The organism is Demequina globuliformis, from assembly GCF_000975155.1.
Taxonomy (GTDB): domain Bacteria; phylum Actinomycetota; class Actinomycetes; order Actinomycetales; family Demequinaceae; genus Demequina; species Demequina globuliformis.
On record NZ_BBRG01000001.1, the window covers coordinates 1,101,657 to 1,127,066 of the forward strand.

The 25,410-nt window shown below is 65.8% G+C and carries 22 protein-coding genes and 1 pseudogene; 13 read left to right on the plus strand and 10 right to left on the minus strand.

Going from position 1 to position 25,410, the window contains the following annotated elements; all coding sequences use genetic code 11:
• Positions 1-12: 12 nt before the first annotated feature.
• From rpsR to rpsF, 3 genes are read right to left on the minus strand one after another with little or no spacing between them, the layout of a single operon-like run.
• Positions 13-249 (minus strand): 30S ribosomal protein S18, encoded by a 237-nt coding sequence (gene rpsR, locus AOP75_RS05070; protein ID WP_061961261.1) that lies wholly within the window; start codon positions 247-249, stop codon positions 13-15.
• A 30-nt stretch (positions 250-279) separates the two neighbouring features.
• Positions 280-753 (minus strand): single-stranded DNA-binding protein, encoded by a 474-nt coding sequence (locus AOP75_RS05075; protein ID WP_062077218.1) that lies wholly within the window; start codon positions 751-753, stop codon positions 280-282.
• A 52-nt stretch (positions 754-805) separates the two neighbouring features.
• On the minus strand, positions 806-1,096 hold the full coding sequence (gene rpsF, locus AOP75_RS05080) for a 30S ribosomal protein S6 (protein WP_062077219.1): 291 nt from the start codon (positions 1,094-1,096) through the stop codon (positions 806-808).
• Between the two features lie 190 nt (positions 1,097-1,286).
• Between rpsF and AOP75_RS05085 the strand changes: the two genes are divergently transcribed.
• Positions 1,287-2,585, plus strand: a complete 1,299-nt coding sequence (locus AOP75_RS05085; RefSeq protein WP_236683071.1) for a carboxylate--amine ligase — start codon at positions 1,287-1,289, stop codon at positions 2,583-2,585.
• 49 nt (positions 2,586-2,634) lie between these two features.
• Positions 2,635-3,669 carry a lipid II:glycine glycyltransferase FemX gene (locus AOP75_RS05090; RefSeq protein ID WP_062077221.1) on the plus strand — a complete coding sequence of 345 codons (1,035 nt, stop codon included), beginning with the start codon at positions 2,635-2,637 and terminating at the stop codon, positions 3,667-3,669.
• 3 nt (positions 3,670-3,672) lie between these two features.
• On the opposite strand, the gene AOP75_RS05095 is transcribed toward AOP75_RS05090, so the two are convergent.
• A complete protein-coding gene (locus tag AOP75_RS05095; RefSeq protein ID WP_062077222.1) occupies positions 3,673-6,051 on the minus strand; it encodes a transglycosylase domain-containing protein in 2,379 nt (792 codons plus the stop codon).
• Between the two features lie 182 nt (positions 6,052-6,233).
• On the opposite strand from AOP75_RS05095, the gene AOP75_RS05100 reads away from it, so the two are divergent.
• Together AOP75_RS05100 and AOP75_RS05105 are read left to right on the plus strand one after the other, a co-directional pair.
• The gene (locus tag AOP75_RS05100) at positions 6,234-6,887 is read left to right on the plus strand and encodes a PadR family transcriptional regulator (protein WP_083966715.1); all 654 of its coding nucleotides are present in this window, start codon (positions 6,234-6,236) and stop codon (positions 6,885-6,887) included.
• Positions 6,888-6,896: 9 nt separating this feature from the next.
• On the plus strand, positions 6,897-7,988 hold the full coding sequence (locus tag AOP75_RS05105) for an inositol-3-phosphate synthase (protein ID WP_062077223.1): 1,092 nt from the start codon (positions 6,897-6,899) through the stop codon (positions 7,986-7,988).
• A 199-nt stretch (positions 7,989-8,187) separates the two neighbouring features.
• Here the strand turns inward: AOP75_RS05105 and AOP75_RS05110 are convergent, their stop codons facing one another.
• Both AOP75_RS05110 and AOP75_RS05115 read right to left on the minus strand, forming a co-directional pair.
• Positions 8,188-8,859: an SDR family oxidoreductase gene (locus AOP75_RS05110; RefSeq protein ID WP_062077224.1), complete on the minus strand. Its 672-nt coding sequence runs from the start codon at positions 8,857-8,859 to the stop codon at positions 8,188-8,190.
• A 91-nt stretch (positions 8,860-8,950) separates the two neighbouring features.
• The gene (locus tag AOP75_RS05115; protein WP_062077225.1) at positions 8,951-9,400 is read right to left on the minus strand and encodes a DUF805 domain-containing protein; all 450 of its coding nucleotides are present in this window, start codon (positions 9,398-9,400) and stop codon (positions 8,951-8,953) included.
• A 41-nt stretch (positions 9,401-9,441) separates the two neighbouring features.
• Between AOP75_RS05115 and AOP75_RS05120 the strand changes: the two genes are divergently transcribed.
• Positions 9,442-10,752, plus strand: coding sequence for an MFS transporter (locus AOP75_RS05120; protein WP_152649954.1), 1,311 nt, complete (start codon positions 9,442-9,444; stop codon positions 10,750-10,752).
• A 5-nt stretch (positions 10,753-10,757) separates the two neighbouring features.
• On the opposite strand, the gene AOP75_RS05125 is transcribed toward AOP75_RS05120, so the two are convergent.
• Both AOP75_RS05125 and AOP75_RS05130 read right to left on the minus strand, forming a co-directional pair.
• Entirely contained in the window at positions 10,758-11,237 is a 480-nt protein-coding gene (locus AOP75_RS05125) for a DUF805 domain-containing protein (protein ID WP_062077227.1), read from the minus strand.
• 59 nt (positions 11,238-11,296) lie between these two features.
• Positions 11,297-12,748 carry a CCA tRNA nucleotidyltransferase gene (locus AOP75_RS05130; RefSeq protein ID WP_236683072.1) on the minus strand — a complete coding sequence of 484 codons (1,452 nt, stop codon included), beginning with the start codon at positions 12,746-12,748 and terminating at the stop codon, positions 11,297-11,299.
• An 88-nt stretch (positions 12,749-12,836) separates the two neighbouring features.
• Between AOP75_RS05130 and AOP75_RS05135 the strand changes: the two genes are divergently transcribed.
• The 8 genes and pseudogenes from AOP75_RS05135 to AOP75_RS05165 all read left to right on the plus strand — a co-directional run bounded on the left by AOP75_RS05135 (position 12,837) and on the right by AOP75_RS05165 (position 22,310).
• Positions 12,837-13,382, plus strand: a complete 546-nt coding sequence (locus AOP75_RS05135) for an NUDIX hydrolase (protein WP_062077229.1) — start codon at positions 12,837-12,839, stop codon at positions 13,380-13,382.
• Complete coding sequence (locus tag AOP75_RS05140; protein ID WP_062077230.1) at positions 13,379-15,451, plus strand: DUF6049 family protein; 2,073 nt, start codon at positions 13,379-13,381, stop codon at positions 15,449-15,451. Before AOP75_RS05135 ends, AOP75_RS05140 begins: the two co-directional genes overlap by 4 nt.
• Positions 15,448-17,136: a murein biosynthesis integral membrane protein MurJ gene (gene murJ / locus AOP75_RS05145; protein WP_062077231.1), complete on the plus strand. Its 1,689-nt coding sequence runs from the start codon at positions 15,448-15,450 to the stop codon at positions 17,134-17,136. Before AOP75_RS05140 ends, murJ begins: the two co-directional genes overlap by 4 nt.
• 61 nt (positions 17,137-17,197) lie before the next feature.
• The gene (locus AOP75_RS05150) at positions 17,198-18,556 is read left to right on the plus strand and encodes a protein kinase family protein (protein ID WP_152649955.1); all 1,359 of its coding nucleotides are present in this window, start codon (positions 17,198-17,200) and stop codon (positions 18,554-18,556) included.
• Positions 18,557-18,655: 99 nt separating this feature from the next.
• Positions 18,656-19,633, plus strand: a pseudogene (trxB, locus tag AOP75_RS05155) (thioredoxin-disulfide reductase); the annotation flags it as partial.
• A 12-nt stretch (positions 19,634-19,645) separates the two neighbouring features.
• Complete coding sequence (gene trxA / locus AOP75_RS12785) at positions 19,646-19,972, plus strand: thioredoxin (RefSeq protein ID WP_201774150.1); 327 nt, start codon at positions 19,646-19,648, stop codon at positions 19,970-19,972.
• An 88-nt stretch (positions 19,973-20,060) separates the two neighbouring features.
• Positions 20,061-21,362, plus strand: coding sequence for an aminotransferase-like domain-containing protein (locus AOP75_RS05160; RefSeq protein ID WP_152649956.1), 1,302 nt, complete (start codon positions 20,061-20,063; stop codon positions 21,360-21,362).
• Between the two features lie 15 nt (positions 21,363-21,377).
• A complete protein-coding gene (locus AOP75_RS05165) occupies positions 21,378-22,310 on the plus strand; it encodes a D-alanine--D-alanine ligase family protein (RefSeq protein WP_236683073.1) in 933 nt (310 codons plus the stop codon).
• A gap of 133 nt (positions 22,311-22,443) precedes the next feature.
• On the opposite strand, the gene AOP75_RS05170 is transcribed toward AOP75_RS05165, so the two are convergent.
• Together AOP75_RS05170 and AOP75_RS05175 are read right to left on the minus strand one after the other, a co-directional pair.
• Entirely contained in the window at positions 22,444-23,415 is a 972-nt protein-coding gene (locus AOP75_RS05170) for a ParB/RepB/Spo0J family partition protein (RefSeq protein WP_062077235.1), read from the minus strand.
• Entirely contained in the window at positions 23,412-24,416 is a 1,005-nt protein-coding gene (locus AOP75_RS05175; RefSeq protein WP_083966717.1) for a ParA family protein, read from the minus strand. Before AOP75_RS05175 ends, AOP75_RS05170 begins: the two co-directional genes overlap by 4 nt.
• Positions 24,417-25,410: the final 994 nt, after the last annotated feature.

The window sequence follows — 25,410 nt, forward strand, 5'->3', positions numbered from 1 at the left end:
TCTGACCCCCGATCAGCGGCCGGAGCCGGCGTAGGGGAGGAGTGCCATCTCGCGGGCGACCTTGATCGCACGCGCGATCTCGCGCTGCTCCTGGACGGACACGCCGGTCACGCGGCGCGAACGGATCTTTCCGCGGTCGGAGATGAACTTGCGCAGCAGGGCGGTGTCCTTGTAGTCGACCTTGTCGACCTTGGCCGCCTTGAGCGGGTTCACCTTCTTACGCGGCTTGCGAATATCTGGCTTAGCCATGTCTTAATGCTCCTGAAGTGGATGAAGTGTTTAGAACGGGGGCTCGTCGGACGCCGGGGCCGTGGCCCACGGGTCGTTCGAGGAACCGCCTGCCGGCGCACCGCCGCCGAAACCGCCACCGCCGCCTTGGCCGCCACCCGAGCGCTGCGTACGGTTCACCTTCGCGGTGGCGTAACGCAGCGAGGGGCCAACCTCGTCGACCTGAAGTTCAACGACCGAACGCTTTTCACCATTGGACTCAAACGAACGCTGCACCAGGCGGCCGGTCACGATGACACGGGTGCCCTTGGTGAGCGACTCAGCCACGTTCTCCGCGGCCTCTCGCCACAGGGAGCAACGCATGAACAGGGTGTCGCCGTCCTTCCACTCGCCGGACTGGCGGTCGAAGGTACGCGGCGTCGAAGCCACCGTGAAGTTGACGACAGCGGCGCCGGACTGGATAAAACGCAGTTCCGGGTCAGCCGTCAGATTGCCGACAACGGTGATCGGTGTTTCGCCTGCCATGTGTATTCCCCTTGGTTTCGTGTTGAGTACTTGGTTGCAGTCGGGATCAGTGCTACTTGGCGTCGGGACGCAGCAGCTTGGTGCGAAGAATCGACTCGTTGAGGCCCAGCTGACGCTCGAGCTCCTTGGCCGTGGCGGACTCGGCGGTGAAGTTGATCACCGCGTAGATTCCGTCGTTCTTCTTCTTGATCGGGTAGGCCAGACGACGGCGGCCCCAGATGTCGACGTTGTCGACGGTGCCCTTGTCGGTCGTAACCACGTTCAGGTACTTGTCGAGCGACGGCTGAACCGTACGCTCGTCCACCTCGGGATCGAGGATGACCATCATTTCGTACTGACGCATCGAGTAACCCACCTCCTTTGGACTGTGCGGCCACGGACGTTCCGTGGCAGGAGGGTTGATGCTTGCTCGCCGACTCACCCAGGTAGGTGAAGACGAGCGCAGGCCAGGATACCTCGCGGCACCGACGTGGCGCCAGCGGCTGTGAGGAATCTCCCGGTGCCCCGGCTGGCGCACGATCTATGCTGGCCCGGTGAGTGAGACTGCGCAGACCAACCGGCCCGTGATTGTTCTGGGACTTGGGGGCGACATTGGCGTCTATGCTTTTTTGCGCGCGGGGCATGAGCGCTATGGCTGGAAGCCCATGGTCATGTCCAAGGTCGTCACGACGTTTATGCGCTACTCGACCCTGGTCGAGTGGGTGCCGGAGCCGCGCATGGACTCGCCTGACGCAATCGTGGCCCACCTCAACACCTTTGCCGCCGAGCACCCCGACCACGATCTGATTCTGTTCACCAACCTTGACTGGACAGTGCGAATGATTGCGGAACGCCGCGGGGAGTTGGACCCGCGCTGGAAGCTCCCGCTGTGTGACCTGGGCGCCTTTGACCGGGTGTCCTCCAAGACCACGTTCGCGCGGGTGTGCGACGAGCTGGGGATTCGCACCCCCTTCACGATTGACGTGGGCTTTACGGCCGATGCCTGGAACAGTGGCGCCGTCAGTCCGGCCGATGCTTTGGCACAGTTGCGTGACAGGGGTCTGGCATACCCGCTGATTGGGAAGCCGGCGTCGAGCGCCGACTGGTTTGAGGTGGACTTCCCCGGCAAGCACAAGATCCATCACTTCGAGTCGGAGGACGAGGTCGCGACCGTGCTGGAGGCGCTCGACGAGCGCGACTACCCGAGCGAGTTCCTCGTGCAGGAGTTCGTGCCTGGCGATGAGACCCACATGCGCTCACTCACCGCGTACCGGTCCACGTCCGGCGAGGTCACGCTCCTGGCGGGCGGGCAGGTCCTGCTCGAGGAACACACGCCCGGCACACTCGGCATCCCCGCCGCAATCCTGACCGAGCTCGACGAGGACGCGCTCGACGACGCGCGCCGCTTCCTGGACGCCGCGAACTACACGGGCTTCGCGAACTTCGACTACAAGATCTCCAGCCGCACCGGCGAACGCGTGTTCTTCGAGATGAACCCCCGCATTGGCCGCAACAACTTCTACGTCACGGCCGCCGGCGCCAACGTCGCGGAACCAGTGGCGCACGACCTGCTCGGGGACGCCCACCCAGCCCCGGCATCGGCCCGTCCCGCCAAGCCCGCACACACGGTGCTGTACTCCGTCGTCCCCTTCCGCCTGCTCCTGCGCTACCTGCTTGACCCCGCCCTGCGCAAGCGGGTCACGGACGCCAAACGCCGCCATGGCGTCGCCCACCCGTTGCGGTACTCCGCCGACGGCTCGCTGAAGCGCCGCCTGTACGTGCGCGCGCTCGACTTCCGGCTGGCCCGCAAGTACCGCACCTACTACCCCAAGCCCACCGAGACAGGATTCTGAGCGGCCTGGCACGTCGCTGCGCCGAGCGGGGCCGTCTAGGCTCGTGGGTGTGACAGCCACCCTCCGCATCTCAGAGATTTCGACCGACGACTTTGTCGCGCTCGCACGGACAGGGGACCACCCCGTGCCCATCGAGCAGGGCCCCGCGTGGGACGCGTACGACGCGGCCGTGGAGGGGCGCGAGCACTGGCGACGCCTCGAAATCACGGCCGGGGATGAGCCGGTAGCCGTCATCTCTCTGAGCGCCTACGAAGGCCGGGGGTTTCGCTACCTGTGGGCCCGTCACGGACCCGTCTGGCTCACCGACCAGACGCCCGACCGCGAGCGCCTGGTCCGCAGCGCCCTGGTGAACTACCTCCGCCAGGAGGCGCCGTGGGCGGCCTTTGTGCGACTTCACGCGAAGCATCCCGCGAAGGACCTGCACGAGCTTCTCCAGACCGTCACGTACGACCACACGATCATCCTTGACCTCACGCCGGACGAGGACCAGATTCTCGCCAGCTTCTCCAAGCGCGGCCGCTACAAGGTCCGTCGCACCCTCAAGGATGAGGCGATGACCGTCACCGAGGAGTCCGGGTGTACACCGGAGGAGTTCGAGGAGCTCTACGCGATCTACCGCGAGACCGCCGAACGCGACGGCTTTGGGATCTTCCCCGCATCCGTGTACCTCGAGATGCTGGAATCGCTCGGCGAGCACGTGCGCCTGTGGGTGGCTCGCCGCCACGACACCGGCAAGGACGGCGATCTCACGCCTGGTCGCGCCGTGTCCTGGGTGCTGTCGACTGTGTACGACAACGCTGGCTGCGACACCTACGCCGCCGGCAACACCGAGGCACGCGACACCAATGCCGCGGTGCGCCTCAAGTGGGAGATCATCACCGCGCTCAAGGCCGAGGGCGTCACGCAGTACGACCTCATGGGCGTGGGCTCCGACCGCGCGCCTACCCTCATGGGCGTGCGCGAATTCAAGCAGCAGTTCGGCGAGATCGTGTACGTGGACCCCGCGTGGGACGTGGCGCTCAAACCCTTGCGCTACCGGCTGCTGGGGTGGGCGCTCAAGGCCAAGCGCGCGCTCCGGCGCTAACGCCTACGGCACCGCCGGCGTCACGGTCGGATCCGGCTGCGCGACACCTCCACCGTCCCCGCCGCCAGCGTCAGGTTCAGCGCTTGGCTGGGGCTCGGGCGGTTCCGTAGTTTCCGTCTCCGTCGGCTCCGGCTCAGGCGGTTCTGTGGTCTCGGTCTCCGTTGGCTCCGGCTCAGGCGCCTCAGTCGTCTCCGTCGGGGTCGGCGTCGGAGTCGGGGTGGGCGTGGGCGTGGGGCTTCCGCTCGGCGACGCGGTTTCCGTGGGGGTCACACGTTCGGCAGTGCCGACGTTGGCCCTTTCGGGGAACTCCTCAATCGGGTAGTCCTCCAAGATGGGTCCCATCATCGCCGTCCAGACCGCGGCAGGCACGGTGGAACCGGTGATCTCGGAGAAGCCACCAAATGGCGTGATCATCTCCGTGGAGCCGTCCTCGCCCACCTGGTACAGCGACACGGCGCCCACAATCTGCGGGGAGAAGGCTACGAACCAGGCCGAGCGGTTGTCGTTTGACGTACCGGTCTTCCCGGCCAGCGGGCGTCCCAGCTGCTTGGCAGTGACGCCCGAGCCTGCCTCCACCACCTGCTGCATCGCGTAGGTGGTGTCCGCCATGACGTCCTCTTCGAAGACGCGCTCGCCCTCGTTGTCGCGCTCATACGCGACGTCGCCCTCGCGGTCGGTGAGCGATGCCACGAGGTACGGCTCCGTGCTGACGCCTCCGGTCGCGAAGGTGGCGTAAGCGGAAGCCATGTCCAGCGCGTGCGGCGACGCGGTGCCGAGCACGTTGGCCGCGTTCGCCTCGAGGCCCAGAGTGTCCTCCGGGAGGCCAGCGCGAATCGCGGTATCCATGACCACCTGCGGCGTCACATCCTCGGACAGCCCCACGTACGCAGTGTTGATGGAGTCACGCGTGGCCTCGACCAGGTCCACGACCCCATAGCTCACGCCGCCAAAGTTACGCACGGGCTCGTCGAAGCCGTCGAACTCCATCTCGTTGTTGCCGAGGTACTCGGAGTCGAGGCCGATGCCGCGTTCAAGGCCGCCCACCAGGGCGAAGGGCTTGAAGGTCGACCCCGCCTGCGCGACGTCCTGGGTGACGGCGTTGCGCTGACGCGCGAGGTAGTCCTCGCCGCCATACATCGACGTAATTGCACCCGTGTCCGCCTCGACGGTCACGGCCGCGACTTGGAGCTTTTCGTCGTGGTCGTCAGGCATGTCGGCCACGGCGGCCTCTGCGGCCTCCTGGTGCTCCGGAATGATGGTCGTGATGATGGTGTACCCCTGCGACTCGACCTCTTCGCGCGAGATCCCGGTGTCCTCCGCGACCTCCTCCAACGCGGCCTGCAGGATGTACCCCTGCGTGCCACCGAAGGTGTCCTCGTTGGTGGGGTCGATGGTCTCAGGGAACTGGGTGATCTGGTCGCGCTCCGTCTGGCTGAGGTAGTCGGTGTCGACCATGCCATCTAGGACGTAGTTCCAGCGGTCCTCTGCCTTCTCCGGGTCGATCGCCGGGTCCCACGCGCTGGGCGCGGGAACAATGCCAGCGAGCATCGCCGCTTCCTCGATCGACAGGTCCGCAGCATGCTTGTCGAAGAACTCGCGGGAGGCCGCCTCGATGCCGTAGGCGCCGCGGCCCAGGTAGATCGTGTTCATGTAGTTCTCGATGATCTCGTCCTTGGACTGCTGGGAGTCGATCTTGAGCGCGAGCAGCGTTTCCTTGATCTTGCCGGGGATCGAGGTCGTGGTCTCGCCCACGTAGTAGCGCTCGACATACTGCTGCGTAATGGAGGAGCCGCCGCGGGGGTTGTCGTGCACGACGGTGTCCCACAACGCCGACAGCATGCCCGGGATGTTGATGCCGGAGTTCGTGTAGAAAGTGCGGTCTTCTGCGGCGACGAACGCCTGCGGCACGTATTCGGGGATGTCCTCGATCGACACGGACTCACGGTCCGCGACTCCGAGCCGCGCCATCTCCGTCTCACCGTCCGCGTAATAGAAGACGGAGGCCTGCGCCTGCGCGAAGTCGTCCGGCTCAGGGATCTCAAGGCGCGAGTACACGATGATCAGGGCCACGATGCCGATGATCGTGACGGACAAGAGCAAAATCAGCAGCCACAGCAGAATGCGCTTGATCCAGCCCTTCCAGCCCAAAGGCTCCTTGTCCTTGTCGTCGCCTGAGCCGCCGTTGCCGCCCGTCCCGCCGCCCGCTGCGCCCGTCTTCTTCGCAGGCTTCACCGGTTGCGCGCCCGTGGCTCCCCACGGAGGAAGGCCATTGGCGGGCTTGCCGTTCGCGGCGCGCTGCACGCCCGTCGTCGCGCGGGTCGGCTGAGCGCCCGTGGGCACGCGCGTCGAACGGCGCTGCGGTGTCTTCGAACTGTCGGTCACAGTGTCAACCCTAAGAAGTCGGTGTCGCGGTCGGGGCCAACGCCGGCGTGTGGCGACCTGATTGGTCCGGCCCCGTGTTCCTGCTCTAACGCTCAAGGGGCGCAAATCGTCGCCGGCGCGTCCTCGTGCCGTCAGTATACGGACGTGGACCGCGATGTATCGCGGCGATACAACGCTCTGCTATGGTGAACGTCGACCTCTTCGCGAGGTTTGTCCGTGACCGCAGCGCACAAGGAGAAGTGGTGGCCAAGACCGACGTGTTGTCGCTCGCCATCCTTGGCATGCTCGCCGAACAGCCGCTGCACGGGTACCAGATTCGCAAGCGCCTTGGCGGGGAGCTCGGCCCGTTCCGCGCCCTCAGCTACGGCTCGCTCTACCCGTGCCTCAAGCGCATGCTTGGCGCGGGTCTCATCGCTGCGGACGAGTCGGAGGCTGACGCGGTCCGCGCCGGCGGCTCCAAGCGCTCGCGCATCGCCTACCGCCTCACGGAGGCGGGTCAGGCACGGCTCGCGGATGAGCTCGCGTCTTCCGGCGCATCGTCATGGGACGACGAAACCTTCGACGTGCGCTTCTCACTGTTCGGAAAGACCGACTCGGCCACCCGGCTGCGCATCCTGGAAGGACGCCGCACCCGCCTGGCCGAACGCCTGGAAGAGGTCGCCGAAGGCCTGGCTCGCATGCGCGACCGCCACGACGCCTACACCGCCGAGCTTCAACGCCACGGCCTCGAACGCGTGGAGCGTGAGGTCGAGTGGCTCGACAAGCTCATCGAAAACGAACGGTCCGCACCCCGCGGAACCGACCACCACACCGCTTCCGCGGGAGACAACAACTAAGGAGAAATCATGGCTTCACTTCGCGTTGCCATCGTGGGCGTGGGCAACTGCGCCACGTCGCTCATTCAGGGCGTGGAGTTCTACAAGAACACCCCGGCAGATGAGACCGTGCCCGGGCTCATGCACGTGCAGTTCGGCGACTACCACATCTCGGACATCGAGTTCGTGGCGGCGTTCGACGTCGACTCGCTCAAGGTCGGCAAGGAACTGGTGGAAGCCACCGAGTCCTCCGAAAACAACACCATCAAGATCTGCGACGTCCCCAAGACGGACATCCAGGTGCAGCGCGGCGTCACGCTCGACGGCCTGGGCAAGTACTACCGCCAGACCATCGTCGAGTCCGACGAGGCCCCCGCTGACGTGGTGCAGGTCCTGAAGGACACCGAGGCTGATGTCCTGGTCTGCTACCTGCCCGTGGGTTCCGAAGAGGCCGCGAAGTACTACGCCCAGTGCGCGCTCGACGCCGGCGTGGCCTTCGTCAACGCCCTTCCCGTGTTCATTGCTTCCGACCCCGAGTGGGCTGCGAAGTTCGAGGCCGCTGGCGTCCCGATCGTGGGCGACGACATCAAGTCGCAGGTGGGCGCGACCATCACGCACCGCGTCATGGCGAAGCTGTTCGAGGACCGTGGCGTGCGCCTGGACCGCACCTACCAGCTCAACGTTGGCGGCAACATGGACTTCAAGAACATGCTCGAGCGCGAGCGCCTGGAGTCCAAGAAGGTCTCGAAGACGCAGGCCGTGACCTCCAACCTGACCGGCCCGCTCAGCGGCATCAAGGATGGCCGCGATGTGCACATCGGCCCGTCGGACTACGTCGCGTGGCTCGACGACCGCAAGTGGGCCTACGTGCGCCTCGAGGGCTCGGCCTTCGGCGAGGTGCCCCTGTCGCTCGAGTACAAGCTCGAGGTGTGGGACTCGCCAAACTCGGCCGGCATCATCATTGACGCCATCCGCGCCGCCAAGATCGCCAAGGACCGCGGCATTGGCGGACCCATCCTCTCCGCCGCGACGTACTTCATGAAGTCGCCGCCGGTGCAGATGGAGGACTCGAAGGGCCGCGCCCAGCTCGAGGCCTTCATCGCGGGTGAGATCGAGCGCTAAGCAGTCCCCGGAAAGCAAAGCCCGGGCCGCCAGTGTGGTGGCGGCCCGGGCTTTGCTGTGTCAGCGCGCCCCTCGCCACATGGCTCCATTTGGCTGTTTTACGACCCCTGAACGGGCGTTTTGTGCCACTTCAGCGGCGGAGGGGACACAACGAGAGTGAGCGCGGCACCGGGAACGTTCAACGGGCCGATGCCCGGGATCAGTTCTCCGCGGCCGCTTGGATGGCGCGGAGGACCACGGTGGAGCCCTCGATCAGTTCCCACTGCTTGCCGATCGTGGCGTCCTGGTCAAGGCAGTCGGCGACGACGTGCGCCACGTCCGCACGCGAGACCGTGCTGCGCTCCACCTCCGGTGCCACCTGGACCAGTCCGGTGGGAGCGTCATCCGTGAGGCCACCAGGACGGATGATGGTCCAGTCCAGGTCGGAGTCCCTCAACGCCGCGTCCGCGTCACGCTTAGCCTCGACGTACGCCTTCCACACGGGCTCCGTGTCATCAGGGAGCGGGTCGTCGACCCCGATCGCCGAGACCTGGACAAACCGCTTGACGCCCGCCTTCTTGGCGCCCGCGATCGACTTCAGCGAACCCTCAAGGTCCACGGTGCGCTTGCGTTCGATGTTGCCGTCTGGCCCGCCGCCCGCCGCGAAAACCACGGCATCGCAGTCGGCGAATGCCTGAGCGAAGTCGTCCTCGCTGGCATTTTCGATATCGAGCCGCACGGGCGCCGTGCCCTTGGCCGCGAGTTCAATGAGTTGTTCCTCGCGGCGCGCGAGCGGCACCACGGTGCGGTCGCGACCCACGAGGATAGGAATGAGCTGCTGGGCGACCTTGCCGTGGCCGCCCACAATGGCGATGCGCTGTGGTGTAGTCATACGTCCACCATGTCAAGGTTGTGCCGTCAGCGCATGCGCTTTCACGTTGCGTGAACGGTGGAATAAAGCACAGGTGCCCGCGGTAGAACGGCTACGCGGCGACAGCGCGCGGATCCGGCCCATGATCGTTGTCGCCCGGCCGGCCCTGGAGTGCGCACATCACGAGCGGGATGATCCCCAGGCCAATGAATGTGAACAGCACCCATGCGCCGCTGGTGCCGAGGTCGTGCATGCGTCGGGACATGGCAGCAAGGACCGGTAGCAGCAACGCCAAGTTGATCAACACAATGAAGGCGAGGCCAATGTAAATCGGCAGCCAGTTGATGTCCTCTGCCGCACCGGCAGGCACCGTCCCGTCGTCGCTCATCTGCTCAGCCACGGGGGCCAATCCGGACGCCATGATGATGCTGCCCACGAAGGTCAGTGGGATCACCACGAGCTGGACCGCGAGGAAGAACCACCAGAACTCGCTGCGCCGCGCGCGCCCCGAGAACACTGCATACTTCTTCACACACGCCACAATCGCGTCGCCAAAGCTCATGGGTGACAGTCTGGCAGGCCCATGCGCCCTAGGCTGACTGCGTGTCTCTCGCCTCCGACGTTCGCCAGCTGTGGCACCTTCCGGGGTTTCGCCGCCTCACCTATGCGCGGCTGCTGTCTCAAGGTGGCGACGGCATGTTCCAGGTCGGCATCGCCGCAGCATTCTTCTTCGATCCCACGACGGCCTCCACCCCTGAGGCGATCGCCGCCGGCTTCGCAATCCTGCTGGCGCCGTTCACCATCGTGGGCCCCTTCGTGGGGCCGCTCATCGACCGCTGGCAGCGCCAACGCATCCTGCTCGTCGGCAACCTCGTGCGGCTCGTCCTCGTTGCCGCAATCTGTGTCGCGCTCGTCGGCGACTGGCCCCTGTGGTCGCTGTACGTGCTCGCGCTCCTGGCCCTCTCTGTCAACCGCTTCCTCCTGGCGGCAATGACGGCTGGTCTCCCCCGCATCGTCCCGCCCGACGCCCTGCTGCCCGCCAACTCTGTGCTGCCCACCCTGGGCACCATTGCTGCGGCCATCGGCGGAGCCGTGGGAGGCATCGTCACGTTCGTCGTTCCCAACGCGACCGACGCCAGCCTGGCCTTCACCGCGCTCGTGTGCTCGGCCATCGCATTTGGCATGGCGTCGTGGTCGGTCACCTTAATAGGGCGCACGGATCTGGGCCCCGAGCATCCCTTGGAACGGCTGCACATGGGCGCCCAAATCAAGGCGCTTACCCGCGAACTGAGCGACGGTGTGCGTTACCTTTATGCCCGCCGCACCCCATTTCACGCGTTGGGAGTGATGTCCGCGCAGCGACTCTTGTACGGACTGCTGTTTGTCGCGTCGATCCTGATTTCCCGCCACGTGCTGGGCGACCCCGACCACCCTGAACAGGCCTTGGGGGCTTTCACGATCGTGGTGGCGTTTGCTGCGGTCGGGTTTGGGCTCGCTGCGATCCTCACCCCCACACTAGGGGCACGGATGGAGCGCCGAACGTGGATTCTGGTGTGCCTAGGCGTGGGCGCGATCGCGCAACTGATTCTGGTCGTGTCTGATGCCGCGTGGGCATTGTTGCTATCCGCGGTCATCGTGAGCTTCGCTGTTCAGGGCGCCAAGATCGCGGTGGACACCATCGTGCAGCGAGACACCGAGGACGAATATCGCGGCCGCGCATTCACGTTGTACGACATGGCCTACAACGTGGCGTTCATCGGTTCCGCCGTGGTGGCGGGGCTCACGCTCCCTGACTCTGGCTACTCGCGCACCGTGATGGGAGTGGTCGTGGTCCTGTACCTGGGAGTCGCCGCGATATACGCGATGTCGCCCCGGCACGCCCGCGAGGTGCCCGCAAGGACGCCCGCTCGGTAACCCGTTTATGCGGTGGTTGGCGCGTACTGTCCGGGCGCGGCCAACGGGCGGATGCCCTCTGGGACCGGTCCGTAGCGGTTCGGCACAGGCTCTGACTGGAAGAACGCCATGATGAACGGCACGATCGAGAAGCCGATCAAGCACAGGAACAACCAGCCAGCCGTCTGACCCATGTCGTGCAGGCGTCGTGACCACGCGGCGAGCGTGGGGATCAGCAGCGCTACATAGGCGAGCCCGGCCAACACGAACCCGGACACCATCACGGGGACGTTGAGTTCCTCCGACGAGTAGGTACCGTCGCCGTCAACATCAGTCCCCAGAACGTTGGTGGCAAGGAACACGCCAAGGAGGGCGATGGCCAGTACAGCGAGCGGTCCCGCGATCATGGTGAACACGTAGAACGGCCAGAACTCGCTGCGGCGCGCGCGTCCCTTGAAGTCGGCATAGTGGCGACAGCAACGCCCGATGGCGCGAAACGGATCCACGTCTTACCCCCCACTTGAGTGATGTAGCGAAGCGCAACGTGCCGTCGCGCAGCCTCACTCTACTGCTGGTCAGCCCACCAGGCTTTCAACTCGGTGAGCGCGCGCTCCTCGCCCAGCGGCCCGTGCTCCATGCGCAACTCGAGCAGGTGCTTGTAGGCGAGCCCCACCTCGCGTCCAGGCCCAATGCCCAGCGCCTCCATGATCTGGTTGCCATCCAGGTCGGGGCGGATCGCGTCGATCTCCTCCCGCTCGCGCAACTCCGCGATGCGCGCCTCCAGGTCGTCGTAGGCAAACGACAACCGGTCGGCCTTGCGTCGATTCCTGGTCGTGACATCCGCACGCGTGAGGCGGTGGAGTCGCTCCAACTGGTCGCCGGCATCCGTGACATAGCGCCGCACCGCTGAATCCGACCAGCGCGCATCCGCATATCCGTGAAAGCGCAGGTGCAGCTCGACAAGATGCGACACCGCCTTGATGGTGTCCTTGTCGAAGCGCAGGGCCTTCATCCGCTTGCGCGTCATTTTGGCTCCCACGACCTCATGGTGGTGGAAGCTCACGCCGCCGCCGGGCTCCAGCCGTCGCGTGGGGGGCTTGCCGATGTCGTGCAACAGCGCCGCGAGGCGGAGCACCAGGTCGGGTCCTGGAACGGCACCTTCAGCCCCAGTCTCCAGGTCGATCGCTTGCTCCACGACAGTGAGAGTGTGCTCGTAGACGTCCTTGTGGTGGTGGTGCTCGTCGACCTCAAGCTTGAGGGCTGGTAGTTCTGGCAGCACCACGTCGGCAAGCCCGGCATCGACCAGCGCCCCCAGCCCCGCCCGCGGGTAAGCGCCGACCAGCAACTTGCACAGTTCGTCGCGCACACGTTCGGCGGACACAATGCCAATCCGCTCGGCCAACCGCGCCATCGCCGCAAAGGTTGCGGGCTCAATCTCAAACCCCAATTGCGACGCGAACCGTGCCGCCCGCATCATCCGCAGCGGGTCATCCGCAAACGACATCTCCGGCTCAATGGGTGTGCGTAGCAGCCCCCCAGCGAGATCCTCGAGACCGCCGTGCAAGTCGACAAATTCCTTGGCCGGCAGCCGCACCGCCATCGCGTTGATGGTGAAGTCGCGACGGGCGAGGTCGCCGTCGAGCGAGTCGCCAAAGGCCACCACGGGCTTGCGGGTCAGGCCGTCGTACTCGTCAGCGCGGAAGGTCGTGATCTCCACGACAAGGTCGCCGCGGCGACCACCAATGGTGCCGAACTCCCGGCCCACGTCCCACGTGGAGCGCGTCCACGTACGCAGCAGCCGTTCCGTCTCATCCGGCCGCGCGGACGTCGCGAAATCGAGGTCCGAGCTTGACCGCCCCAGGAACGCGTCGCGAACGGGTCCTCCCACCAGGGCGAACTCGTGCCCGGCACCGTCAAAGGCAGCTGCGAGGTCGAAAATCTCTGGCGGCAGCGCGTCCCACAGTGCAGTGGCGCGCTGACGGAGCACGTCGTACGAGGGCACGGGAGGTGGGTTCACGTTGACTATGGTCCCAGATCACGCACGACCCCCGCACGGCTCCGCGCGGATGCGCCCACCAGGTGCACGCGCTCGTTAGAGTTGGCGCATGCCTCGTCCGCCCGTGCCGCGCCCCATTCCGGCACCCCCGCCTCCCGGCGGTGCCTCATTGAGGCAGCGCCGCGACAGCGCGGCGCAACGGGCGTCCCACTTGCCAGTGTCCAATGAAACGTCCGCGGGCGGCATCGTCGTCAAGGTCACCGATGGCTGCGCGTATGTGGCATGCATTGGCCGACGCAACAGGGCCGGTCGCCTCGAATGGTGCTTGCCCAAGGGCCACATTGAAGCCGGCGAGACGCCGGAGGACGCCGCGATCCGCGAGGTGGCAGAGGAGACCGGCATTGATGCCGAGATCATCCAGCCCATCGGCATCATCGACTATTGGTTTACGGGGGACGACCGGCGCGTGCATAAGGTCGTTCACCACTATTTGCTCGAGGCCAAGGGCGGCACAATCACGACCGAGAACGATCCGGACCAGGAGGCTGAGGTGGCGGAGTGGATTGCCGTTGATGACTTGCGCCAGCGCCTGGCCTACCCCAACGAGCGCAAGATGGCCCAGGCCGCCATCGAGTTGCTGAATCCGCAGTCGTGACTGCGCGTGCCGCCATCGCGGCGACTGTCACCGCGGCGGTGATGTGCTCGCCCGCCGCGGCCCTCGCCGCGCCGCTGCCCACGGAGATCGCGAGCCTCAGCGCGTCGGTGACCACGGCATCGGCCGTCTTCACGAAATCCTCCCCGCTTGAGGTCGGCGCCACGGTGCAGAACACATCGAACGCTCCGCTCGAGGACGTCTCGCTGGTGCTTGACCTCACCGATGAGCCCCTCAGCACGTCCGCCGAGTTGGCCGCTTTCCTTGATGACCCCTCAAGCGTGGACGCGAGCGAGATTGCACGCGAGCCTGCCGTGGAGGAGCCGGCTGAGGACGAGCAAGAGGCGGAGGAAGACTCGGATGGGGCCGATGCCGGCTCGTCTGACGAGGACAGCGAAGAGCCCGCTGGGGTCACGATCGCGGCGAACCAATCGCGGGCATTCACGGTCACGGCAGGCGACGTCGACCTGGGGGGCGATGCCGGGGTGTACGGCGTCACCGTGAGCGCGCACACACCGTCTGGCACCGAGGTCATTGACGTGCTGGCGGCCACATGGACGGGCGGCGATCTCGAGACGCTCAGCCTCGCGACCTTGGCGAGCGCAGACGGTACTGACACCGCCGCACAGCAGGTGATTGCGACAGTCGCGGACACGCCCGCGTCGATCGCGGCAGACCCGATGCTCATGACCAACGGCACCCTGCTGGACGGCGGCTTTTACGACCGTGAGGTGGTGTGGCTGCCCGCCGGCAACCCCGATCTCACCTCGCTCGCCCATGCAGAGGACCCGCGGTTGCTGGAATTTGCGCTGCAGCGCACTCCTACGTCTTCGCTGGCCGCTTCGCTCGACGCACCGTGGATTGCTGCCCCGGCTGTCCTTGACGGCTCGACGGCCGCGCTCGCGCAGGAGCAGGGCGCGTTGGCGATGGTCGCGCTCGCAGGCACGGTTGGTCTCGACGATGCGCGCGAGGCTGTTGGGGATGCCCCGGCGGCCGTGGTCGAGACCCCCGATGGCGATCTTCCTGTCCTGCTGCCCCATCAGGCGATCACGGAAGCCGTCGCCACGTACCGGCCCGGCACCCCGGCGCAGTGGAGCAGGGTGGTCGCAGAGACGGCCCTCGCCTCGCAGGCGGGGGTGCAGGGCGCGCTGCTGGCCCCCGGTGATGAGTGGCTGCGCACGCCATCAAGTGGCGACCTCCTCACCCGCATGAGCGACCTGCCGTGGGTGGAGGCAGTCGATGTCGCCTCGTTGGTCGACGAGGACGCCCCTGCCCTCGAGGTGGACCAGGTCCGCGACGCGGACGCTGACCTCGAATCCCACCAGGTACTGAGCCTGGGTGATCAGCTCGAGCCGCTCGCCACCCTGTCGACCATCACCACTGATCCCCGCGCGGCTTACGACGGCTGGGGCGACGCTCTTGTCAACGTAGTGGCGCTGTCGGGGCGCGCGGGTCCGGCTGGCCGCGAGATCGCGTACGCATCCGCCATGCAGGACACGCGAGATGTGTTGGCGGGCGTGTCCATCGCGTCGGGGTCAGACCTCAATCTCCTCGCTCAGGATGGCGAAGTGCCGGTGACAGTTGTCAACGACCTCGACTGGGACGTGACGGTCGCGGTGAAGTTGACGTCGAACTCGCCCAACTTGGTGGTCGAGGAAGTCACCGAGGTGGATATCCCGGCAGGGCAGTCCCGGGTCGCGATGGTCGGGGTGTCCGCGGTGTCCTCCGCGAACGTCGAGCTCGGCGCGCAACTGTTGAATGACTCGGGACAGCAGATTGGCCAGTCCCAGATGTTTGAGGTGCGCGTGCGCGCCGACTGGGGCACTGCGGCGACTCTGGTCTTCACCGGCGTGCTCGTGCTGTTGCTGATCGCGGGGGTGATCCGCACCATCCGCCGTGGTCGCAAAGACACGAGGACCGATGCCGTGACCGCCCCAGAAGAGGCCGCACCCGAGGTGGCGACGTCCGAAGTCGAGGTGGTGGACGAGGACGCTGCGGTGGACGAGGACGTTACGGTTGGCGAGGCTCGCGAGGATGCCGATGCCTCCGGCGACGGAGAGGACTGTCGATGAGCGCCGACGCCGCACCGCCCGAGGACGGCGCCGCGCCTCCGCGCAAGTCACTTAGTCGCAATACGGCGGTGATGGCCGCCGGCACCGCGACATCGCGCGCGCTCGGCCTCATTCGCAACGCGCTCTTGGTCGCGGCGATCGGCGTCAACACGGTGGCGGCGGACGCCTACGACATCGCGAACCGGCTTCCGAACGTGATGTTCGCGATCCTGGCCGCAGGCGTGCTCAACGCGGTGCTGGTGCCGCAGATGGTGCGCGCGTTCCAGCGCACCGGCGGCAAGCGCACGGTCGACCGCATCCTCACCATCGGCACAGTGTTGTCCCTCGTGGTGACCGTGGTAGCGACGCTGTCAGCGCAACTGTGGGTGCTCCTGTACACGGACAACTGGCCGCCGGAGATGGTGGCGCTGGCGACGGCATTCTCGTTCTGGTGCATCCCGCAGCTGTTCTTCTACTGCCTGTACACCCTGCTGGGCGAGGTGTTGAACTCTCGCGAGCAGTTTGGGCCATTCATGTGGGCGCCCGTGCTGAACAATGTGGTCGCCATCGCAGGACTCGGTGTCTACCTCGCGATGTTTGGCCAGTACGCCCTGCCAGAGGTTCCCGGGGCAGATCTCGCGACCATCGACGAGTGGACTCCCACACGCATCGCCGTGCTCGCGGGCTTCGCCACGCTTGGCATCGCCATGCAAGCGTTGGTGCTGCTCATCCCGCTCGCGCGGGGTGGGTACCGCTGGCGCTGGGTGTGGCGGGGCCCCAAGGGAGAACTGTCTGCCGTCGGCACCATTGCGAAGTGGTCCCTGCTCGCCGTGTTGGTCGAGCAAGTCGCGGTGACGTTGGTGACTCGCGTGGCCGCGTCAGCGAGCATCGAGGGCGGCGCGGCCGTCGCCGGCAACATGGCGTACTTCCAAGCGTTGAGCCTGTACTTAGTGCCCCACTCCCTGATCACGGTCTCCCTGGTGACGGCGATGTACACCGGGATGGCGCGCTACGCGGTCAAGGGCAACATTCGGGCCCTGCGTTCCGGGACGTCGCGGGGCCTGAGGGTCACAGGTGTTTTCACTATTTTTGCCACGATTGCGATGATCGTGGTGGCGCCGCTGCTCGTGCGCGTGGCGCTGCCGTCGGCGTCCGTGCAAGAGGTCGAATCCGTCGCACAGGTCATGGTGGCCCTGCTGCTGGGGCTGGTGCCGCTTGGCGCGACTGTGCTCATCAAGCGGCTGTATTTTGCGCTCGAAGAGGCCCGCTCGATCTTCTTTATGCATATCCCCATGGCTCTGGTGTGGGTAGCAACCGCGTACGCGTTCCAGGAGTTCGCTGACCCGCGTTGGTGGACCGTGGGCGTGGGCCTCGGGATGGCGTTGTCCAACTGGACGGGCGTGCTTTTGCGCGCAGGGGGCCTGCGCACGCGGCTTGGCGGCGGAGGCGGCGGGGCTGTCATGCGTACCCACGTCCGTGCGCTTGGCGCCGGCCTGGTAGCAGGTGTCGCGGGCTGGCTCGTGCTGCGGATCAAGCCTGACCTCGACAGCTTTGTGGGATGGTCGGGCGTGTTCGCCGCCGCGACGTTGATCCTCGGGGCTGGCGCGGTGATGCTCGTGGTGTACGCCGGCATGCTCAAGGCATTGCGGGTCAGCGAGTTCGATGAGGCTACTGGACCCATCGTCCGGCGGTTCCGTCGGCGCTGATGTCAGGCGCACGCCATATGATGGGCGGACGTTCTTCAGTCTCTCCGAAGGGGGCCCCACGGTGCAGGTAGGCGCGACGCTCGGCCGTCGTTTCACGCTTGCGCAGGCGGTGGAGCACGATCTTCCTGGCACTGAACGCTGGATTGCCGATGACACTCGCCTTGCGCAGCGCGTCACCATCGACATCATTCGTGGCGACGGCGCTACGGCGGTGCGCCAGGCAGCGGTGAAGGCCGCGCAGGTGCGCGACGCTCGCTTTGCCCGCATCATCTCGACGGGACGCCACACGGACTCCGAGGGCACCGTCACCTACATCGTTTCCGAACGTCCCCGCGGCGTGTCTGGTGAGCAGGTGCTGGCCCGCTTTGGCGAAGAGCCCGACGTCGTCGGCGCGCTCGTCGGCGAGGCTGCGCGCGCGCTGGAGTCCATGCGCGCGTTTGGGCTCACGCATGGCTACATTCGTCCGCAGGCGCTCCTGGTGTCGCCTGCCGGGCGTGTCATCGTTCTTGGGCTCGGCGTGGACGGCGTACTGGCACAGCAGGCTGGGCTCACGGACGACCTCTCGGAGAAGGCCGATGCCGCGGCCCTGTCCCGTATGTACCTTGAGGCAGTCACGGGGCGACCAGCGGCAGACGCCACGGCCCCGGACGTGCCGGACTCCTTGGGTACCGGCGCGACCGCGCTGACCCACGCCACCATTGCGGGCGATCCGCCTACCGCCTTGGGCACCATCGCATCGGCCCTAGGCCCGGCCAGAGTCCAGCGGCTACGCAAGGCCGCCGCGACTGCTGCCTCACCGCTGTCTCCCCGCTCTCCGGCCACCCCAGGGTCGGCCCAGTCGAGTCCTAGCGCACGCAGCGCCCCTGAAGAGGACGGCGATGCCACCACGGGGCCTGAGGTCGCGCAGCCCGAGCCGCACGACATCGCGATCGCCCCGCACACCTTGCACGAGGCCGCGGCGGCCGCCGAGCAATCCCAGTCTCACCCGGCGGTGGTGCCCACTCCCCGTGCAGTGCCTCGCGACGAGCCCCTACCGCCGCCCGACCCCAAGCTGGAACCGCTGCGTGCCTGGGACGGCATTGTCGACGCACAGAATGCTCGGCCCAAGCCCTCGTTTGTTGAGGCTGTCCTCGGTGGTGTCCGCAAGCTCGCGCCAGGAAATGAAGCGCTCGAGTCAGCACACGTGCGCGCTCACGCCCGCGCGCACCGCACGGCTCCGCTCAACGTGGGCCCCCTTGTCCTTGCACTGACGCTGCTGGCAGTCGTGATCATTGTCGTCATCGCGATGCGCGAGCTGGCGGCTCCCATTGACCCGGATTTTGACCTCTACAACAACCCGCCACCGTCGTACCCGTCGTATACCTACTCGCCGCCGTCGTACCCCAGCGCGTCTCCGTCGGCGTCGCCGTCAGGTGAATAGGCGGTAGCGGAGCCTTGGAGTGGGAAGAATCCCCGTCTACGATTCGTTACCGAGCCAGACGCATTTGCGCCTGCACCGCCCGCCAATAAAGGAAGTACCGTGAGCGACACTCGCAACCTGATCATCGTTGGATCCGGCCCCGCCGGTTACACGGCCGCCATCTACGCCGCGCGCGCGGGCCTTGAGCCGCTCGTGATCGCCGGCTCAGTGACCGCCGGTGGTGCGCTCATGAACACCACTGAAGTCGAGAACTTCCCCGGGTTCGTGGAAGGCATCCAGGGTCCCGAGCTCATGGAAACGCTGCAGGGCCAGGCCGAACGCTTTGGCGCGCAGATCGAGTTCGACGATGTCACTGAGATGCAGCTGACCGGGGACGTGAAGACCGTCACCACCGGGCTTGGTAAGACCTACCAGGGCAAATCCATCATCCTCGCGACCGGCTCCGCATATCGCGAGTTGGGCCTTGAGGATGAGAAGCGCCTGTCCGGCAAGGGCGTGTCCTGGTGTGCCACGTGCGATGGGTTCTTCTTCCGCGACCAAGAGGTCGTCGTCATTGGCGGCGGTGACTCCGCGATGGAGGAGGCTACGTTCCTCACGCGCTTCGCGTCCAAGGTGACCGTCGTTCACCGTCGCGATGAGTTGCGCGCCTCGAAGATCATGGCTGACCGTGCGAAGAACGACCCCAAGATCGAGTTCGTGTGGAACGCCGAGGTTCTTGGCCTCGAGGGCGATGACAAGTTGTCGGGCGTCGTGGTGCGCGACCGCGTCAGTGGCGCCGAGTCGACCATCCCCGCAACGGGCATGTTTGTCGCGATTGGGCACATTCCCCGCTCAGAGCTCGTGACCGGACAGGTCGACACGGACGCTGAGGGCTACGTCCAGGTGGTGGGCCGCACCACGGCCACCAACGTGGACGGCGTGTTCGCGTGCGGTGACCTTGTCGACAACCGCTACCGCCAGGCGATCACCGCCGCGGGCTCCGGCTGCTCCGCGGCCCTGGACGCGCAGCACTACCTTGATGGACTCGCGGACGCGGAGGCCTCCGACCACAAGGTCGTCGTCCCCGAGGAAGCGCCCGCGGCCGCCGTGGTGACCACGCCTGTAGCGGCGACCGAGGACAGCTTCCAGGACGAAGTCATTAAGTCCGACATCCCGGTCGTGGTCGACTTCTGGGCGGAGTGGTGCGGTCCCTGCCGCGCGGTTGCGCCGCTGCTGGATGAGCTTGCCGAGGAGTACGCCGGCCGCGTGAAGATCGTCAAGGTCGACACGGACGCCAACCCCAACCTGGCGATGGCGTACGGCGTGACCTCGATCCCCACCATGGCGTTCTTTAATGGTGGAGAAATGGTGAAGTCAGTGGTGGGCGCCAAGCCCAAGCCCGCACTCACCACCCTGTTCGACGAGGCACTTGCCTAAGTCGCTCACAAAAAAGCGACCAAGCCGGGGCCATGTGGCCCCGGCTTTTCGCGTATCCGGCCCCCAACACATGAAAGACTTGGCTCCCATGAGCACATCCGACCGGCACGGCACACGACTGGACCCGTGGTTCGACTCCTACGCCGCGCGCGCCCACCGCATGCGCGCCTCGGAGATTCGCGCGCTGTTCGCCGTCGCCAGCCGGCCCGAGGTCGTCTCGCTCGCGGGCGGCATGCCCTACATTGGCGGATTGCCTCTCGAAGAGCTGTCCGAGATGTCGCGACGGCTCATCCTCGAACAGGGCGAGGTTGCCCTCCAGTACGGCGGCGGTCAAGGCGACGAGGGATTGCGCGAGCAGATCACCGAGGTCATGTCGCTCGAGGGTATCGCTGCGCACCCGGACGACGTCGTGGTCACGACCGGCTCTCAACAGGCCCTCGACCTGGTGTCCACGATCTTCCTTGACCCCGGCGACGTTGTGGTCGCTGAGGCGCCCTCCTACGTGGGTGCGCTCGGGGTGTTCCGAGCCCACGAGGCGGACGTAGTGCACACTCCTATGGACGCGGATGGTCTGATCCCCGAGGCGCTGGACAAGACGTTGGGCGAGCTCGCCGCTGCCGGTCGCCGGGTGAAGTTCTTGTACACCGTGCCGAACTTCCACAACCCTGGCGGCGTGACCTTGTCCGCCGAACGCCGGCCGCAGGTCGTGGAGATCTGCGAGCGGCATCGAGTGTTGATCCTTGAGGACAATCCCTACGGGCTGTTGGGCTTCGATCGCGAGCCCATGCCCGCGTTGCGGTCGTTGAGCGAGAATGGCGTCATTTACCTGGGGTCTTTCTCCAAGACCTTCGCTCCCGGGTATCGCGTTGGCTGGGCAGTTGCTCCTCACGCCGTTCGCGAGAAACTCGTGTTGGCGTCGGAGGCCGCGATTTTGTCCCCGTCCAATGCCTCTCAGCTAGCCATCCGCGCCTACCTTCAGCACTTTGATTGGCAAGGCCAGATCAAGAAGTTCCAGGTTCAGTATCGCGAGCGGCGCGACGCCATGATCACCTCGCTCGAGGAGCACCTTCCGGAGGCATCGTGGAATGTTCCTGACGGGGGCTTCTATGTGTGGGTGAAGCTCCCCGAAGGCCTCAATGCCAAGACGATGCTTCCCCGGGCGGTGACGGCTCGCGTCGCGTACGTATCCGGAACCGCGTTCTATGCGGACGGGCAGGGATCTGACCACATGCGGCTGTCCTTCTGCTACCCCACCCCCGAGCGCATTCGCGAAGGCGTACGGCGGCTCGCCTCGGTGGTGGACGCGGAGATGGAGACGGTCAGGATTTTCGGTACATCCGGCGGCGACGACGGAGACTCCGTCGACTTCCCCTCACCGGACTTGGCGTAGGCGATGGGAGACAGCATGAATGTCCTGGTACTTGCCGGTGGATTGTCCCACGAGCGCGATGTCTCAATCCGCTCAGGACGGCGCGTGCAAGAGGCGTTGAAGGATGCCGGCGCAAAGGTCACGCTCCATGACGTTGACTCCGACCTCATCCCCGCAATCAGCGCCCTGGGCGACGGCGTCGTGTGGCCGATGCTTCACGGCGCATCCGGTGAGGACGGATCGCTGCAGGGACTCCTTGAGATGCTCAATGTGCCGTACGTAGGCACGCGCGCCCGCGAGGCCCGTGTGGCGTGGGTGAAATCGGTGGCCAAGGCGGTCTGTGCACGCGAGGGCGTCGCGACCCCTGACTACGTGACGCTGCCGCAGAGCCTGTTCCGAGAGGTGGGCGCGGAGCAGGTCATGGACGCGGTGGTCGCCAAGTTGGGCTTGCCGCTCGCGATCAAGCCTGCTCGCGGTGGATCCGCGCTCGGCGTTTCGTTGGTGCATCAGCGGTCAGATCTCAACCGCGCGTTGGTGCACTGTTTTGCCTACGATGCCACTGCTCTCATCGAAAAGGCGGTGACGGGCACGGAAGTCGCGGTGTCCGTCCTCGGCACTGGTGACACCGCCCGAGCGCTTCCGCCCGTCGAGATCTCAGCCCATGGTCCCTATGACTTCGACGCGCGCTACAACCCCGGCCGGGTGGAGTACTTCGCGCCGGCTCGCCTCGATGACCAGCAGACTTCGGTGGTGACAGAAGCGGCGCTAGCCGTCCACCGCGAGCTACACCTGCGTGACCTATCGCGCGTCGACATCATTCTCGACGCCGACGGAGTCCCCCAGGTGTTCGACATCAACGTCGCGCCGGGGTTGACGGAGACCTCGCTGTTCCCGCAGGCGGTCGTCGCGGCGGATCTTGACCTCTCAACCGTCTACGCAAGCATTGTGGAGGCTGCGGCCGCCCGCTAGGCCCCAAAACCAGAAAATCGGCTTCGCATCATGCCTGGTAAATGGCATGTGCGAGGCCGATTTTCTGTGAGAGCGATTCTCCTGAGGTTCTGACGACCTTACTCGCGCAAAACGAGCCAGTTTTCCGCCAGAATCACGCTCCCATCACTCCAGGATCGTTGGGGTCGAGCTCGTGGATGATCCGATTGAGGTCATCGACCGTCGCAAACTCGATCGTGATACGGCCCTTGGACTTCCCAAGTTGGACCTTCACCCGGGTCTCGAACCGATCACCAAGACGCGAACCCAAATCATCGAGCGCCTGAGTCCGTCCACCGGCGCGCACGTTGCCCTTTTTCTTGGGCTCCTCGCCGTCGACGCCCAAGGCGACCGCCTCTTCTGTCGCGCGCACCGATAGCCCTTCGGCGACGATCCGCTGGGCGAGGCGCTCCATCGCTGCAGGGTCTTCGAGCCCGAGCAGCGCCCGTGCGTGGCCTGCGGAGAGCACGCCGGCCGCCACCCGCCGCTGGACCACCGACGGCAGGCGCAATAGACGCAGGGTATTGGTGATCTGCGGGCGCGAACGAGAGATTCGTTCCGCAAGTTCCTCGTGGGTGATGCCAAAGTCCTCGAGCAGTTGCTGATACGCCGCAGCTTCTTCGAGCGGGTTCAGTTGGCTGCGATGGAGGTTCTCCACGAGCGCGTCGCGGAGCATGTCGTGGTCGTCAGTGTCGCGAACAATGGCCGGAACGGCCTCGAGGCCGGCTTCCTTGGATGCTCGCAGGCGGCGCTCACCCATGATGAGTTCGTAGCCGCCGTCATCTTTGGTTCGCACCACGATGGGCTGGAGGACGCCAATCTCCTTGATGGATCCCACCAGTTCAGCCAGCGCGTCCTCATCGAAGACTGCACGCGGCTGCCTGGGGTTTGGCGTCACCGAGTGGGGGTCGATCTGCGCAAAGCGCGCACCGGGAACGGGCACCAGCTCGGGTGCCGGTTCCTTCGCCTTCGACGACTCGAAGAAGACGTCGTGGGGACGTTCCGCGGCCGGACCAGCGTCAGCAGCGGGTTGTTCCGGGATCAGTGCGCCCAGGCCACGGCCTAGACCCCTCTTCGTTGGGCTCATGCCGTACCCCTATTCTGCTGGGCGGGAGCCCCGCGTTCAGCAATTTCCTTGGCGACGGCCAGGTAGGCCACCGCTCCGCTCGAGTGCGGGTCGTGTGTGATGACCGTGCGCCCGTAGCTCGGTGCTTCCGATACGCGAACCGAACGCGGGATGGTCTGTTCGAGGGTCTGCTGGGGGAAGTGCGAACGTACTTCGTTTGCGACCTCACGCGCGAGGTTGGTGCGTGCGTCATACATGGTCAACACGATCGTCGACAGTTCCAGTTGCTTGTTGAGGTGCTTGCGCACCATCTCGACGGTCTTAATCAGTTGTGTCAGACCCTCAAGCGCGTAGTACTCGCACTGGATGGGAATGAGGACCTCGTGCGCGACGACCATGGCGTTGAGAGTCAACAGTCCCAGGCTGGGCGGACAATCGATGAAGATGTAGTCGAGGTTCTTACCCGGGCCCTCCAGCAACTCGTGCAGCGCGTCGTGAAGGCGGAACTCACGGCGCACCACAGAGACAAGCTCAATGTCGGCGCCCGCGAGGTCAATGGTCGCCGGGATGCACCACAGGCTAGGGATTTCCTTGCTCCTCTGGGCAACCTTGGCCATCGGGGTGTCATCCAGCAACACGTCGTAGATCGATGGTGTGCCTTCACGGTGGTCGACGCCGAGCGCGGTGGAGGCGTTTCCCTGCGGGTCAGCGTCGATGACGAGCACGTTCGCGCCACGCTGCGCGAGTGCCGCGGCCAGGTTCACTGACGTGGTCGTCTTCCCCACTCCCCCCTTTTGATTGGAGACGGCGAAGATCCGTGTCCGTGTGGGACGCGGGAAGTCCGCCGACTCCAGCGCCCGCCGCTTGCGTTCTGTTTCAATGAGTTCGTTCGCCAAGGGACTTCCAGCATCGTCGTTGAGGCCGGCGAAGGCATCTTCTGTTTCACGTGAAACAGCGCCATCTACGTTGTCTGCTGTCGCGTCGTACGAGGTAGAGCCAACTCCATGATCGTGGACGCTCACACATACTCCCGTTCGACGGCATCTGTTCCAGACAAAACCACGCCTGCTCGCAAGCGTGGTTCCAGAGGTATGACTCTACCCGCTCACGTATCGCGCGTCACACGGGATTGGGCAACTGTGGAGGCCACGTGCAGATGAGAATCTGAGGCGCGTGAGTGGCGCATGTCGACCACCCCGTCCGGCGAGCGTCGCCAATTCGCCCTACCCAACCCGCCCCACCCAAGCCGCGCGTCCAGAGCGCGTGTCTGGGCCGCATTGCCTGTAGAGCGGAGCTTCCACGCCGCGTCGGGGAACTGACGGCGAGCGAACGAACCACTTCCGCGATTCAATGGGCGCTCAGCTGCAGCGCATAGTGAGCGCGGAGAGAGCGCGCCGGCGCACTGTTTCACGTGAAACACGGGCCGGGGCTTCGCCTAATCGAGTGCTGTCGCCGGCCCTGGTGGCCCGTTGAACCGCTGCCCACGCCCGCGACGTCAACCTCAACCTCAACCACAACCACAACCACAACCACAACCTCAACCTCAACCACAACCACAACCACAAGTGTGCACACGCCCCGACGGTGCCGATGCATGATCGGTGAAACAAGGCCGGTTCGCCCGACACCACTCGCCCGGGTCCGGACGGAACCGACCATCACAGCGCTCACGCATAAAGCCATGCCCCGCGGCCAGCGCGCATCCACTGTCGGCGGACGTGCGGGCTATGTTTCACGTGAAACGTAGACCTTCCAGTCCCTGGCTAAGCCCCCTCATGGAGCCAGTACGTTGGGCAAACCCCTACCCGGGCGCGCCGCCGATCCGCACCACAGTGCCTTCGCGCTCGCGCGGGCAGCCCATCTGGACCACAGCGCCCTCGCGCCTGCGCGGCCCGATTGACGAGCAGGCCGGGGGCCATGCTGCGGGCGGCCACACAGGCATGGGACACACCCCGTAAGTCCCGCGAGGCGCCGTCACAACCACCGCTCACCCATCGCGGGCGACCCTGCAGCAGT

Bases quoted from the DNA above. Each gene is read 5' to 3' on its own strand.
- rpsR (WP_061961261.1), bottom strand. From the start codon at position 249: ATGGCTAAGCCAGATATTCGCAAGCCGCGTAAGAAGGTGAACCCGCTC.
- AOP75_RS05075 (WP_062077218.1), bottom strand. From the start codon at position 753: ATGGCAGGCGAAACACCGATCACCGTTGTCGGCAATCTGACGGCTGAC.
- rpsF (WP_062077219.1), bottom strand. From the start codon at position 1,096: ATGCGTCAGTACGAAATGATGGTCATCCTCGATCCCGAGGTGGACGAG.
- AOP75_RS05100 (WP_083966715.1), top strand. From the start codon at position 6,234: ATGGTGAACGTCGACCTCTTCGCGAGGTTTGTCCGTGACCGCAGCGCA.
- AOP75_RS05105 (WP_062077223.1), top strand. From the start codon at position 6,897: ATGGCTTCACTTCGCGTTGCCATCGTGGGCGTGGGCAACTGCGCCACG.
- AOP75_RS05110 (WP_062077224.1), bottom strand. From the start codon at position 8,859: ATGACTACACCACAGCGCATCGCCATTGTGGGCGGCCACGGCAAGGTC.
- AOP75_RS05115 (WP_062077225.1), bottom strand. From the start codon at position 9,400: ATGAGCTTTGGCGACGCGATTGTGGCGTGTGTGAAGAAGTATGCAGTG.
- AOP75_RS05135 (WP_062077229.1), top strand. From the start codon at position 12,837: ATGCCTCGTCCGCCCGTGCCGCGCCCCATTCCGGCACCCCCGCCTCCC.
- murJ (WP_062077231.1), top strand. From the start codon at position 15,448: ATGAGCGCCGACGCCGCACCGCCCGAGGACGGCGCCGCGCCTCCGCGC.
- AOP75_RS05160 (WP_152649956.1), top strand. From the start codon at position 20,061: ATGAGCACATCCGACCGGCACGGCACACGACTGGACCCGTGGTTCGAC.
- AOP75_RS05165 (WP_236683073.1), top strand. From the start codon at position 21,378: ATGAATGTCCTGGTACTTGCCGGTGGATTGTCCCACGAGCGCGATGTC.
- AOP75_RS05170 (WP_062077235.1), bottom strand. From the start codon at position 23,415: ATGAGCCCAACGAAGAGGGGTCTAGGCCGTGGCCTGGGCGCACTGATC.